At 47.3% G+C, this 13,790-nt stretch carries 9 protein-coding genes; 3 read left to right on the forward strand and 6 right to left on the reverse strand.

Going from position 1 to position 13,790, the window contains the following annotated elements:
* Positions 1-3: 3 nt before the first annotated feature.
* From J0A67_RS11980 to J0A67_RS11995, 4 genes are all read right to left on the reverse strand, one after another.
* On the reverse strand, positions 4-1,305 hold the full coding sequence (locus tag J0A67_RS11980; RefSeq protein ID WP_206569561.1) for a type II toxin-antitoxin system HipA family toxin: 1,302 nt from the start codon (positions 1,303-1,305) through the stop codon (positions 4-6).
* Positions 1,299-1,634 carry a helix-turn-helix domain-containing protein gene (locus J0A67_RS11985; protein WP_206569562.1) on the reverse strand — a complete coding sequence of 112 codons (336 nt, stop codon included), beginning with the start codon at positions 1,632-1,634 and terminating at the stop codon, positions 1,299-1,301. Before J0A67_RS11985 ends, J0A67_RS11980 begins: the two co-directional genes overlap by 7 nt.
* A gap of 128 nt (positions 1,635-1,762) precedes the next feature.
* Positions 1,763-5,680: an AAA domain-containing protein gene (locus tag J0A67_RS11990; protein ID WP_206569563.1), complete on the reverse strand. Its 3,918-nt coding sequence runs from the start codon at positions 5,678-5,680 to the stop codon at positions 1,763-1,765.
* Positions 5,681-6,493, reverse strand: a complete 813-nt coding sequence (locus J0A67_RS11995; RefSeq protein ID WP_206569564.1) for an SDR family oxidoreductase — start codon at positions 6,491-6,493, stop codon at positions 5,681-5,683. It lies immediately after the preceding gene.
* Between the two features lie 134 nt (positions 6,494-6,627).
* Here J0A67_RS11995 and rlmD point away from each other — a divergent pair, with 134 nt between their 5' ends.
* Both rlmD and J0A67_RS12005 read left to right on the forward strand, forming a co-directional pair.
* Positions 6,628-8,034 carry a 23S rRNA (uracil(1939)-C(5))-methyltransferase RlmD gene (gene rlmD / locus J0A67_RS12000; RefSeq protein ID WP_206569565.1) on the forward strand — a complete coding sequence of 469 codons (1,407 nt, stop codon included), beginning with the start codon at positions 6,628-6,630 and terminating at the stop codon, positions 8,032-8,034.
* Positions 8,031-8,408 carry a hypothetical protein gene (locus J0A67_RS12005; protein WP_206569566.1) on the forward strand — a complete coding sequence of 126 codons (378 nt, stop codon included), beginning with the start codon at positions 8,031-8,033 and terminating at the stop codon, positions 8,406-8,408. Before rlmD ends, J0A67_RS12005 begins: the two co-directional genes overlap by 4 nt.
* A 72-nt stretch (positions 8,409-8,480) precedes the next feature.
* On the opposite strand, the gene J0A67_RS12010 is transcribed toward J0A67_RS12005, so the two are convergent.
* Positions 8,481-9,230, reverse strand: a complete 750-nt coding sequence (locus J0A67_RS12010; protein WP_206569567.1) for a DUF3575 domain-containing protein — start codon at positions 9,228-9,230, stop codon at positions 8,481-8,483.
* A gap of 175 nt (positions 9,231-9,405) precedes the next feature.
* On the opposite strand from J0A67_RS12010, the gene J0A67_RS12015 reads away from it, so the two are divergent.
* Positions 9,406-10,881 (forward strand): ATP-binding cassette domain-containing protein, encoded by a 1,476-nt coding sequence (locus J0A67_RS12015; protein ID WP_206569568.1) that lies wholly within the window; start codon positions 9,406-9,408, stop codon positions 10,879-10,881.
* A gap of 152 nt (positions 10,882-11,033) precedes the next feature.
* Here the strand turns inward: J0A67_RS12015 and J0A67_RS23225 are convergent, their stop codons facing one another.
* Positions 11,034-13,733, reverse strand: a complete 2,700-nt coding sequence (locus tag J0A67_RS23225; RefSeq protein ID WP_206569569.1) for an alginate lyase family protein — start codon at positions 13,731-13,733, stop codon at positions 11,034-11,036.
* Between the last annotated feature and the right edge of the window lie 57 nt (positions 13,734-13,790).

Here is a 13,790-nt window from a genome sequence, read left to right on the forward strand (position 1 = left end):
CTTTTAAGCCAATAAAGTCTTTTTGATCGAGTCACGCAGCGGAGCGTCCACACTTACCTCCTCGGCAAAATCCGTCCATTTCTGTACCGAAGCCCTCACCTGTCCGATTTTCTCGAGGGGCTTTTTAATGTTCATCTTTCTCGCAACCTCCAAAAAATCCTCATCGCTTATCCCTTCTCTTTTTCCGTTGACCATGAGTGACTGAGCACTCACCCAAAGACTCCCCGGCCGATAGGCATGGCAAACGTCATACGCCGGAGAAAGCCTCCACTTGCCTTCACAGTCCATGAGAAAAGCAAAGTTCTTGGTATGGTCATCGCAGTTTCGTGCTAGCACGTTAAAGACCATTCTCAAAAACATCTGTTCTGCTTCCGGATATGACAACCGAAGCATCCGCATGGTCTCAAAAACTTGCTCATAGCTGTAGAATCCCACCCGATTGAAGTCGAAGTGCCTGATCCCGCAGAGGCTCTGCATGTAAATCTTCTCACCCTTATCCGTACGATCAAAGCGCTTGGTCATAAAGTGCGCCCTACCGTTTTCCTCAAGCATTCGACATTCGTTCATCTGGATTCCAGCGTCCGTCGCCATTAGGTAATAGGCCATTTCAACCCGCCCATAACCCGAGGTTGCCCCAAATTGCGAATCATGGACTCCGTCAAATTTGATGATCCAGTAGGAAAATCCGGCGGGAGCTTTTACTTGGCCACTCTTCACTACGCCTGTTTTCGGGTTAAAGGCGATCACGGCCTTAGCCCTTGCCCCACCAGCCGAAGTCCCGATTTTGAGAATATCAGCCAAGGCCGACTCCTCTTCCTTGGACAAATGGCTGATAAAACCCTGCTTGGAGTTCAGCACTTTTGAAGCAATGTCAACGAGACTTTCCATCTCAAGAGTACTGGCACTGGCAGTTTCTTGGCGCAATGAGGGCTTGATCTCCAGAGCCCCCACCCCTCGTTTGCCGATAAAGCAAAGTAATTCGACCGGATTCAAGCTGCCTGTGGGCCGGCCATTCTGAACCAGCCAAGCGTTGATTAGCTGATTACCATACTTGTCTGGCAGCATGTCAGCCAAAAGCCCGGGAAGTCCCTTAAACGTATCAAACGCATCTCCTTTGTCACGTCGGGTCTCGGGAAATGAATACAGGCGCCGGCCTTGGGACAGAGGCATCAGAATTGGGGAGATATCCCAACCCGATTTCAAAAAATTGGCATCAAACTCAAAAGTCGCCAGCTGTTCTGTCTCATTCCAAAGCACTGCTCCGGCCAGTCTATCCCAAAGCCAAATTTCCGCGGCCACTACCATTCGGAGGGAGGATTTTCGGCAGCCATGTCGGAATTGCGGACTCGCTGACGCTCATGCTTCTTTTGGAGCTTGATATATTCTATTGGGCTAATCTGCTGCCGGACCTCGAAAACCTCCAGTATCCCCAACTCACCCAGTACACGCAGCACTTGAATCAGCGTAATGAGATTCACCTTTTCGCCGCGCTCAAGCAAACTGAGCGTGGATCGACTGATCCCAGCCTCGTACGCCAATGCATCTTGGGTCTTATTGAGACCCATGCGCTTCTTTTTGACAAAACCTCCGATCAAATGGAGTATGGCAGAATCTGATAATTGAGAAATATTCATGACTTAAATATCATTCATTAAGCCATAAATTTACAATTATTGAATGAATTTCAACACAAATAAAGAACTTATTTATCGAATGAAAGACAATTCATTATATACATTGATAACTATTAATGAATTATATATCATTCATTAAGACGGTCAATGTCAAAAAATTCAACCCGAGACCATTTCCACTGCCAGCTCCAACCTTTTTGCTCCAACAAGATCGGATGGTAGGCCATTACAGCCTTTGCCGTGGGCGCTTTGAAAAACCGCTGATCGTCGGTGAGAATGGCCATCACCACTCCAACGCCTTGGGAGACACCAACCAAATCCATCACAGAGGAAGGAATGGCTGCAGAAAAACCTCCCTCCTTTTCCAAAAGCCTTTTTTTCAAGCTCCATTCTATCTCAAAACCTTTGCTGATTACTTCAGGAGCAGCTATGGAGCGCTGATTACTCTGAGACCTAGCAAACACCAAAAATTCCCGGAGCGAAGCCAAACCCGAATTTTGAATCTGTCCAGGACGGAAATCTTCGGGGGCAATGCTACTGATCACGTGCATCTTTTTCCTCGCCCTAGTAATCGCTACATTCAAACGGTTTTCGGCTCCTGATTTCGCCAGCAAACCAAAATTGGTCGCCAACTTCCCCTCCCTATTTGGAGCATAGCCCAAGGACAAAATAACCTGATCAAACTCGTCACCCTGAACATTTTCTATATTCCTGACCTTGATTTCACCATCCTGAGTACCTGCACTCCAGAGTCTGTCACGGATGAGTTCCATCTGAAAATAGTTGCCGGTCACAATGCCAATCGAATCGCCGGGAGCCTGCAAACGGATTGATCTTACCTTTTCGACAACCGCTTCAGCCTCTGTTTTATTTACTTGATTCTCCCAGATTCCCTCAGTTTTCTCCCAGGAAAAGGGACATGCCCCCCGCTGAACCGTCTGGTAGTCAGGCAAGGTCTCAAGCTGATTGCCGTAAAAATTCAGATTCGAAAAATAGATCAGCGCCGGATCGGCAGAACGGTAGTGCCCCTTGAGCTGATGTTTTTGGAAAAACCAACCTGCCAACTCCAAAAGCGACTCCGCCTCATACTCCATTCCTTCTTCATCGCCTTCCCAGCGGAGCTGATAGAAATCCGATGGACGAAGCTGTTTTGAATCTCCCGCTACGACTACCTGCCTGCCACGCAACATCGCCGGCAAACCGCGCTCAACCTGGCATTGGGAAGCTTCGTCAAAAATCACCAAATCAAACTTTTCCCCAATCGGAAAAATCGCCGAAACCGTCTCCGGGCTCGCCAACCAACAGGGAAGCAGACGCAAAACCTCTGACTCCATCTCCTCAACCAACTTCCTAATTGGCCAACGCTGCCGCTTTTTACTCACTTGATGGTACAGATCTCGATAGGTTAGACGATTGCCAAGCCGATTATATTCCAGAGGAAAACTCACCTGTTCACGCAGACGAAGCAAAGCGATGTACTTCGCGATTTTCCGCTTTTCCAGAATTGCGTCTTTAAGCTCGGCCATTTCTGCAGAAAGCTTTAGGCTACCAGCCTCAGCCAAGACAGGATTTCTACGTTCCAACTCTCCGATCCAGGCGAGGCACCAGCCGTTGCGAAATGCCGAAAGTTTCTCCTCCAGCGCCAATTCTCCAAATTGGTTTTCCAGTGCCATTGCGACACTCCTGCTCTCTTCGCCCCATTCGGAAAGAAAGCTATCGAAGGCAGACAACTCGACGAAAGCTTGGTTTAAGCCCAATTCACTATCCAAAGAAAGCCCTGAAAGTCCCCTGTCTAATATCTCGATGATCTGACTCGACTCAAGCCATATGTTCCAGCCCGGAGCCGCTTTTTCAAAATCCCTAAGCCAATTTCCAACCTCCAAAAGTTTAAATCGGAATGATTCAAGGCTCATTTTCCCCCAGTCTGTCAACTCATGAATCGAAGCAAGCTTTTCCCAATCTCGTATCCAATTCAGGATATTCGTAGACTGAGCCAACAAAAGCTGAAAAGATTCAAACGAATATGATCCAGCCTTAAAGGCGGCAGTCGCAGGAAGATTTCGGAATTCTTCCAGCAGTCGGAGTTGGACTTTGACTTCCTGCTCAAACCGCTCCAAAGTATGCAAATCCACTTTCACCCCTCTTTCAGCCAAAGCACCAAAAGTCAAGGGAAACTTACTCTTTTTCCATTTCGCCATCAAAAGCCGGAAGAACGAACCGGCTTTTGGAACGAGGACTGTGAGTTCGGATGATAAGCCCTCAAGCTGTGTACAATCGCCAATTACCCCAAACTCCAGCTCAGCAAGCTCCGCCATGGTTTTTCGAAGCCATTCCTGAACCTTTTTTAGGTTTCGAACATCTCGCTTTTGAAAGGCGGATTGAAGAATGGACTCGGGCTCAAGGAATTCATCAAGAGATTTCAAAAGGGAAAAAATAGGCTCTGAAATCGACCGCCCATTCAAAGTTGAATTGATCAAGTTAGCCCAACTCTCGTATTCGAGATCCCTAGGTGTGGATTCACGAAATTTCTCCACCGATTGGAGACATTGCCGTATTCGGTCAAAATCTGCAGGTTCTACCCTAGAAAAGGACCTGCGAACATCCCAAAAACCGCCAGAAAACTTCTGATGATAGGGATCGAAAATCCGAAACCCCGACTCAAAATCCCTAGTGCGTTCGTAGTCGAGATTTAGCAAAGTCGGACTATTCAAGGCTGGCTTGTCGAGCCGTGCTTTCAAGTACATTGCCTTTATCGGAATACCAGCGGGCTTTTCATTGAAGAGTTCCTTTCTCATCTCTTCAAACTTCGTCGAAAGGGCACCTATCCTCATCGAGAGCCTGGAAATATCCCGCTCAAGTTGGATAGAATCAATGCCTCGATTTTGCTCCTGATAAGATTCTATCGCTTCGATCTGCGAGCGAAGCTTTTCAAATAGAGCGCTTTGATCTCCCCTGAAATCGTGTACCAAAGCCAAAAAATCCCCGAAGCCAGCCTTCTCCATGCGCTCAAAAACGACGTCTAATGCCGCTCTCTTTTGGGAAACGACAAGGACTTTTTTGCCCCTTGCGATGTAGTCCGAAATGAGATTCGCAATCAACTGCGATTTTCCAGTTCCCGGAGGACCCTCAACAACCAAACTCACTCCCTTGCGCACACTGAACAATACAGCTTCCTGCGATGCATCCAGGGGAAATACCGGAAACATTTGCTCTTCTCTCGGATTCGGTGGATTTTTCTCCGACTCAAAATGCTTGACAAACAATTCCTCGAGCGACAAATCCCCATAATTGGATATCAGTGATTCATAATCCCGAAAAAGGAAGCTGCTCTTTTGGGAAAATTGGCCGAGCACGGCATAGGTTTTCAGGGCAAGCTTTCCATCCTCAAAGCGCCCTTGGTCTAGGGAGATTTGCGAGGAGGGAAAGCCAAGAATCTGGTCCTCAAAAAGGGCAGAGCTCAGCTGGATGGAAAAGTTTTCGGAGAGCAGCTTGCTTACCTGAACTCGAAATTCCGTAGGATCAAGGGAAAGGTTTTGTAGCTCCTCTTCGAACAATCCCGAGTCAATCTCTTTTTTATAGGCGTGTCTATAGGCCAACAAAAAAGCAGGATTCCATTCCCAAGAGCTTTCGTACACCAAATGCCACTTGCCTTTTATTGACAAGAGTGAAATTGGCGTCAACAACAGCGGCGCCCGCACGATCTGCCCGTTGATCAGCTTTCCTTCGACAAAGGGCCAAGCCAGATAAAGGCCTCGATCTCCAGTTTCTTCCCTTGTCAACTGATCGCGAAACGCAATCCTTGAGAGCGATTTAGAAAGCTGGTTTGCCTCCCCCATTCTGGGATCCACCTCAGGGATAAGCGGGATTTCATTCTTGCCCTGAATGACCTGCCTTACTATCTCAAAAGCTGGCCTTCCGTCCAAAAAATCTAGGTCTCGGATATCCACGAATCCAGAACCCTCCAACTTGGCCAAATAGAGCGACCTGTTCTTGGAGGACAGGTCTGTGAGTCTGTTCAGATAGTTTTGAAAGATGGATTCGGCCATTTACTTAAATGGAGAGTCCTTTTCTTTTGCCATTTCCCGAAACACCATTCCATCCATGATACCAGGAATCCATTTGTTTAGGAAAACGGCCATCTTGCCCTGCACGGTCAAGACTAGGTCGCGCTTTCTTCTCAGTGTAGCTTTCAATATCTCTTCTGCTACTTCATATGCTGTCATCATCTTGCCCTCGTCGCGAGGTGATGCTCCTTGAGTTTCGCCATGGGCTGTCAGGGCGTTATTTCGGATGTTGGAAGCGGTAAAGCCGGGAGCCGCCACCATCACGTGAACTCCTTCATGCATCACCTCGGTTCGCAAGGACTCAAAAAATCCATTCATCGCGTATTTGCTCGCCGAGTAGGCTGTACGCGCAGGAGTGCCGCGGAATCCGTTGATGGAAGAAATCCCGATCACCGAACCCTTGGCTTCGATGATTGCTGGAAGACAATACTTGGTAGCATAGACCGTCCCCCAAAAATTGGTATCCATCACCCGGCGGAATACCTCCAGATCAAGGTCCTCAAAAAGCGCACGCATGGATATCCCCGCATTGTTGATCAGGATATCGATTCTGCCAAAAGCTTTCAGGGCCTCCTCGGCCATTCGTTTGTTGTCCACCTCTGAACCAGCATCTGCCAAAACGGCCAAAAAGTCTACCCCATTGTCCTTCAGCAGCTGGGAGCTGAGGGCGAGTTTATGCTCGTTCCTGCCTGTAATCACTACTTTGGCGCCTTCCTTTCCAAAAACAAGGGCACAAGCCTCTCCAATCCCCGAGGTGGCACCCGTAACGATCACAACTTTGTCTTTGAGCTTCATGGGTCTAGTTTCACCCGCTAAGATAGGAAATTGAAAATTTATAGCCTGAAAATATAGGCGTTCTCTCCCCACTTGCCCCGATGCATTTCAAATCCGGAAATGAGGTCTTCTCTTTTTTCCCTAATTTTGCGGCCATGTCGCGAAAAATGAAAAACAAGGTCATCACCCACCTCCCCATCGAGCGGATCGCCTCCGAAGGAAAGTGCGTGGGACATCACGAAGGCAAGGTCGTTTTTGTAGCCAACGTGGCTCCCGGAGATGTGGTGGATGTAAGAATTACAAAAGGCAAAAGCTCGTTCATGGAGGGCGAAGCCGTTCATTTCCACGAGTACTCCAAAGACAGGATTACCCCTTTTTGCTCCCATTTCGGCACCTGTGGCGGCTGCAAGTGGCAGCACATCGACTACTCTCTTCAAAAGGACTACAAGCGACAGCAGGTGGTAGATCAATTTGAACGGATTGCCAAAGTACCGATCCCGGAAGTTATGCCAATCCTGGGCTCAGCTAAAACCCAATACTATAGAAATAAGCTGGACTTCACCTTTTCGAATTCCCGCTGGCTGACACGAGAAGAAATCAATTCTGGGCAGGAATTTGAGCGAAATGCGCTGGGGTTCCACATCCCGAAAATGTTTGACAAGATCATAGATGTCGACCACTGCTATTTGCAGGGAGGCCTGTCAAATGACGTAAGGAATGAACTCAGGACATTCGCTAGGGAAAACCAACTCAGCTTTTATGACATCCGAAACCAAAAGGGGCTGCTAAGGAATCTGATCATTAGGACAACGAGCACCGGACAGACCATGGTGATTGTCCAGTTTGGTGAAAATGACCCAGAACTCATCCAAGTTGTGATGGATTTTTTGTCCACAAAATTTCATGAAATTACCTCGTTACTCTATGTAATCAATACAAAAGGAAACGAGACTTTCCACGATTTGGAGCTGGTGACTTTTGCCGGCCTTCCCTACATCGAAGAGGAGATGGAAGGGCTAAGATTCAGAGTGGGCCCCAAGTCTTTCTACCAAACCAACTCCGAACAAGCCTACGAATTATACAAAGTCGCGCGGGATTTTGCAGATCTCAAGGGAGACGAGGTGGTTTATGACCTCTACACCGGTACCGGCACGATCGCAAACTTTGTCGCTAAAAAAGCCAAACAGGTCATCGGTGTTGAATATGTGGAAGCGGCAATTGAAGATGCGAAGCTGAACTCCCAGCTTAACGGAATCGACAATACGCTCTTTTACGCAGGTGACATGAAAGACATCCTGAACGACGTATTTGTCGCTAACCATGCGCGACCAAACGTCGTCATCACCGATCCTCCCCGTGCTGGCATGGACGAAAAAGTGGTACAAATGCTCTTGAGATTGGAGGCACCGAAGATCGTCTATGTCTCCTGTAATCCAGCCACGCAAGCCCGGGACTTGGCGCTATTGGGAGAAAAATATCAAGTCGAAAAAGTCCAACCGGTGGATATGTTTCCGCAGACCTTCCATGTGGAAAACGTCGTACTCTTAACCCTCAAACCATGATATCTGACTTCAACGATCCCGAACTGAGCGGCAAATACTTGGGCACGATCACCAGTGACTTCGTCAAGATCTCAGACGTGCTCAAAGAAGCTTCCTATCAAATTCGAACCAGAGGATTTTCGGATTTCCCAATCTTTCCCATTTCAAAGGAGATGCAGCCTATCGGAAAGATCTTTATCGGAAAAGTGGAAAAAGACCTTGACTGGAACTATTTCATCACCTATGTGGATGAATTTGTCCAGAGAAAGTTAATCGCAGAGGAAGCTTTGGAGGAATTTAAACGTGCCTACAAAGACCCCGATGAATTCTGCTGCCTTTTCGTGATGGATGGCGCGTTTACGAGTTTCGTTTACATCCCATATCCCAATGACTGACATCAAAAAGCCTCTTTCCAAATCGGAAAAGGCTTTTTGCTTTTGGTCGTGATGATCATCCAGATTCCGAGGCTACCTTTGCTTGTATTTCCCAAATCGATAGCCAATCAAAAACTGGTATCGGTAGCCAATCCCTAACACATCAAGCTTGCCTGAGCTGTCCAATTCTTTTTCATTGAGGAGATCGCTCAAACCTGGAAATTTATTGATCAGGGCATCCAAGATCTCATTTTGTACATCTTCTGGATCGAATTCAAAATCCCCTTCAAGTCTAATCCCGGCATCATATCGAGTAATGGAGGGACCTACCAATACCAAATCCAAAGACCACCGGTCGTTAAACACAAACTGATATCCCAGCTGCGCTCCCAGACTGTACAGACGAAACTTGGCGCCATATCTAGCCTCCTGAGGTTCTGCCGTTTGGGTATAGACAATTTCCCGGGAGGTATTGAATCCCAACGTCGTAAAATATGGCCCAATGTAGACCCCGCGAGGGGCGGCATGTTTATTTTCTTTTTTTAAGTAAAAGCGGTATTCTGCCCCAAATTTATAGCCCCCGGCATCGCTTTCCCGCTTTGCTTCGATATTCTCACCCAAGTTTAGTACTTGGGGAAACTCCTGATACCCTACAGTGAATCCCATGCTTTGATTTGGCTTCGTGATCCGCTCCCAAGAAAGATTGTATGCATTTCTGTAGATCAAATTGTGAGTCAAATCAAGTTTTAGCGTGTTCTTTCTGCTGGCGACTTCAAGGCTATCTTGAGCAAAAGTGGTGGGGATAAAAAAAGCACCCAATAGAATCAATAGGAGAGTTTTCATGGGATGAGTTAAAATAGTGCCGGTCAATTCTTCACTGAATTTCGCTTATTATCGTCAAATCCCATCGATACATTCGGACTGAATGAAATGATAAAAATCATATTTTGGCCTCCAGACCTTTTTAGATTCCCCGATCACATCGGATTTTCTAAATTTCCCAAAACAAAACCACCGCGTGCACCAGACCACTCTACTGTCTATACAATCAGCAAGAATCCTCCACGGAGGGATCCAACAGTTTTCCGATCTCAACTTTTCATGGAAAAAAGGCGAACACTGGGCTATTGTTGGAAACTCCGGAAAAGAACTGAGCGCTTTTTTGGAAACACTTCGTGGCCATACCATCGTGTCGGCGGGCAAGATCTCCCGACCGTTTTCTTGGGAGTATTCCCAACAAAAACACAATGACGGGCAAGTTCACAGTTTTCGTGATCTGATAGCCTATGTTTCTCAGAAGTATGAGCTCAAAAACCGATCAAATCAGCAGAACTTCTACTTCCAACAGCGATTCAATTCCTCCGAATCAGAGCAAACCCTGACGGTGAAGGAATGCTTGAAACAGGTCGAACCCAAAATACAGGGCCCTTGGACCGTGGAAAACGCCAGTCGTGCACTGAACCTAAACGGTCTTCTGGACCAATCCCTGCTCAAACTTTCCAATGGTGAAACCAGAAGGCTTGTCCTTGCCATGGGATTGATGCGACAGCCACGGCTCTATCTCATGGACCAACCCCTGACCGGCCTGGATGTGAAGACGAGGGCAGCGTTTGGAAAGACGCTTCAAGCTATGATCCAATCTGGAATCCACGTCCTGCTGACGACCTCCCCCGGAGAGATTCCCGATGGCATCACCCACGTCGCCCAGCTGAATGCCTCGGGCATCATCCAAACTTGGCCTAGGGAATCATTCCCACACAAGGATCTACAACAAACCAAACTTGCTTGGGACTGGAACCTATTGAAAGCGCTGCTCCCTACTCCAGCCCCCTCTGACGAAATGGTAGTCGACCTACAGGATGTGAACATCCGCTATGGGGAAAAGCAAATTTTAAAGAATCTCAACTGGCAGATCCGCTCCGGAGAGCAATGGCTCTTGAAAGGTCCAAATGGCGCCGGGAAGTCCACCCTGATCAGCCTCTTGATCGGAGAAAACCCCCAAGCCTATTCCCAAAAGATTTTTCTCTTTGGCAGAAAACGAGGAAGTGGCGAAAGTATCTGGGACGTGAAACGGCCGCTAGGCTTTGTCGCGCCGGAATTGCCTAGATATTTCTCCGCAAATCAAACCTGTCGGAAAGTGATCCTATCCGGATTCTTCGATACCATGGGCCTTTTCAAGAAAACCACAGCCGAACAAGAGGAATTTGCTGACCAATGGCTCAGGCTTTTTGATCTCGAGCCAGTAAAAGACCTGCTCATCCAGCGGCTTTCGCTCGCCCAGCAACGTTGGACCTTGCTTGCTCGCGCCCTAATCAAGCATCCGAAGATATTAATCCTGGACGAAGCTGCCCAAGGTCTGGACGATCTCCAGCGGGCGCTCTTTCGGGAGACCATTCAGAAGGTCTGTGAATTCTGCCCCATTACCCTTATCTATGTCAGCCACTATGCCGAGGATGTACCGGAGGGAGTGACAAAGGTGTTCGAGCTGGGTTAATTGGTCTCTGGAACACAGCGTCCGCAAAAATTGCTTACAGGCGCCTCCGCTATGCTTATGCCTTTGGGCATCTTTAACAAACCAAAAGAATGTTTGTAGACCATTGAATCCATCTAAAATGATTGCGATAGAATATTACCATAAATAAATAACTACTTTCTCTCTACCCTCACTCCCTTAAACATCACCTCGTTGTCACTTATCCTCAAATCCTTTCCGCTGGATGTGGTCACATTCTTGATGAAGACCTCCTTGGTGATGACATAGGGGAATTTTTCCAGATATGAGTCATCAATCCTCTTGGGATTGAAATTTCCGAAAATAGTTGGTCCCCCATAGTCCTCAGGATGATTTGAATCATCGATTATGAGATTTTCTATGATGATCTGTTCCGGCATATAGCAGATATATCCGAAGTCATGTTGCCCGGAATTGGATCCGCTGATCAAAGAGGCATGGATAGGTTTGCCAGCGGCTGGCACAAACCTACAGTCCCTTATTATCATTTTACCTTCCCAAGTACTGCCATAGTCCGAGCGTAAGTTAACAAGGCTTCTAGCTCGGATCTCGGAGTTCTCTACGGTGAAAGTCCCACTGCCAATCGCATTGATTCCCATGTGCCCAAGTGTTGAATTACGAATCGTTGCATTTGCTACTCCCATGTGCGCATCGAAGCGAGAGAATGTACAATTATCGAAAAGCAGATTTTTGCTGAAATTGGATCCCATAATCCCCCAAAAATTGCTGTCATCAATGTCATTGGTCTGGCTGCAGTTAACGAAGGATACATTCAAGGCACGACCAACTATAATATCATAAGAACCCATTGATACAGGCGCGCCCGCCGAGCCTATGGTTTGGTAAGTTTGATGTCCGGTAAGAACAACATTCTCTACCCGTACATCGGTGCAATTACTGATATTGAGAAATCCGCTGTAAGGCGCGCCATGTTCGCCCTCACCAGTAATCTCGTGCTTCAGGCCATCTACAATTACATTCGAGCGCTGAATCGAGATATTTCGCATATAGTAGTTGTACTTCGATTCTTCACGGTTGGCAATCGTCTTAAACTGTCCTCCTATAATGGTCAGCTTGTTTTCATCGATAGGAAGAGCGGTGATTTCCGTGATCTGATCAAAATCCCAGATGATCGGTGCATCTTCACTCACATTCCCATCTCGATCGACCAAAAAAATATCTGTTTGGGAAGCACCATTATTCTGGTTAGGCCCAAAACGGATGTACCGTTTCGTAGTTGTATCCGTGACTGTAATCAATGCAGGGCCTGGCAACTGCAAATCAACCTTCTTCTGATTTTTCTTAAGTGATTTTACCCCCTCGACTTTGTAAGATTCAAGACTGGAACTGACCAAGAAAATCGGGGAATTCCGGTTTCCCACTTCCCTATCGTCAATCACAAATGATGCTGTTCCAAAATCCGTATCTGTCTTAATGATAGCCGTCAGATCCTTCCCTCCGATGTAATAAATAGCTCCATCGTCGGCCTTCACAGGTAATCCTTGCGCATTGGCAAATTCATGTGCTGCTACGAGGGCTTTCATATCATCGGTTTTTCCGTCTCCCTTGGCACCAAAATCACTGTAACGAACCTCCCCGGAGGCGATCAGTCTAGAAGCAAGATCCGCGTTCACTACTGACTTTCCGATTTCCTTCTTTTCTTTCTTTGAAAGCCACAACAACGGAAATCTTACGGGCATGTTGCGGATGATTTCTGGAGTTGCAAAGTCCGCGTCAAGCGAATCCCAAAGCTGAAGGTAATTTTCCTGATCGTACGCCAATCCTCCAAAAAGCAAGAAAGGGTGCCGGACGGGCCACTGATCCCAATACATCACATCTTTTTGATAAGGCCAAGAATCCTTGTCAGCTACAAATGGAAAAAGAAATGAAATACCTTTCTCCAACGATTTTCCGTCGGACGTTTCATACGCAAACAGGTCCTCGGAATCATCCACATAGACCTGGCAAAGTGTTGCCATGGCATCTAAGGTGAACAGGGAATAGCCAAAAGGCTTAGTGCGCTTTAGTTCCAAAGGAAAGCTACCATCTTCGGCCATTTGGTCAGGCAAAAGCACCGTTTTGAACATTTTCTTGCAATAGTCCAGAACCTCCTTATTGTCGACCAGTTGCGCAAAAACTGCCGCCTGCATCGCCCAGCATACACTGTGATTGTTGCCGTGATCCCGCTCATCAATGCCATAAGGATGGGTAGTCATCCAGGTCAGGTAGGCAGCAAACCAGTCTTTCATTTGCTGAATATCCAAGGCGGAGATCACTCCGGAGCCTTCCACTGTTTCGATAGCTTTGGCTACCTCCATCAGCTGAATGGTATCGATGATCCCAATTCCACGCCCAGTCACTCTGCCCTTGATGGCCTGGGCATAAAGCAGGTTTGGATTCATCTTGGTGCCTTCCTCTATAAACCAAGCCCTGAGATGAGGAAGCAAATATTCCACATACTTTTTCTCTCCGGTCACCAGATAGGCCGAGGCCAGCGCCCCTGAAATCTGGCTAAAGCGGATCATGGCTTCCCGATGAGCAGTGAAATTGCCGGGATTGGTCAACCCATCCCGCTGAATGTAAGGCCCCTCTGGATTTGCCGGATCGGGCCACCAGTAATCTCCCTCGGAATAAAAATCATGGACTCCGCCTGCCGTTCTGGGGCTGCTTGTCGCGGTTACTGTGACGGGTATCAGACTCTTGTATTCTTCTGCCAGCCGCAATACTCTCTCCCGTTCCTTTGAGAAAATGTCAGCGTCGATGAACTCGGCTTTCGGTTCATTGGTAGAAAATAAGTTGAAAACAAAAAGTAGAACTGGTAGGTAATGGATCATTTCGGGCTTTTTTAGGACACCTGCAACGAGGTCTTTTAAGATGCAATTTATTAGTAT

It is taken from the genome of Algoriphagus aestuariicola, assembly GCF_017254835.1.
Taxonomy (GTDB): Bacteria; Bacteroidota; Bacteroidia; order Cytophagales; family Cyclobacteriaceae; genus Algoriphagus; species Algoriphagus aestuariicola.

What these genes read in the sequence shown, in the direction of transcription:
- J0A67_RS11980 (WP_206569561.1), bottom strand. Translation starts at nt 1,305, where the DNA reads ATGGTAGTGGCCGCGGAAATTTGGCTTTGGGATAGACTGGCCGGAGCA.
- J0A67_RS11985 (WP_206569562.1), bottom strand. Translation starts at nt 1,634, where the DNA reads ATGAATATTTCTCAATTATCAGATTCTGCCATACTCCATTTGATCGGA.
- J0A67_RS11990 (WP_206569563.1), bottom strand. Translation starts at nt 5,680, where the DNA reads ATGGCCGAATCCATCTTTCAAAACTATCTGAACAGACTCACAGACCTG.
- J0A67_RS11995 (WP_206569564.1), bottom strand. Translation starts at nt 6,493, where the DNA reads ATGAAGCTCAAAGACAAAGTTGTGATCGTTACGGGTGCCACCTCGGGG.
- rlmD (WP_206569565.1), top strand. Translation starts at nt 6,628, where the DNA reads ATGTCGCGAAAAATGAAAAACAAGGTCATCACCCACCTCCCCATCGAG.
- J0A67_RS12005 (WP_206569566.1), top strand. Translation starts at nt 8,031, where the DNA reads ATGATATCTGACTTCAACGATCCCGAACTGAGCGGCAAATACTTGGGC.
- J0A67_RS12010 (WP_206569567.1), bottom strand. Translation starts at nt 9,230, where the DNA reads ATGAAAACTCTCCTATTGATTCTATTGGGTGCTTTTTTTATCCCCACC.
- J0A67_RS23225 (WP_206569569.1), bottom strand. Translation starts at nt 13,733, where the DNA reads ATGATCCATTACCTACCAGTTCTACTTTTTGTTTTCAACTTATTTTCT.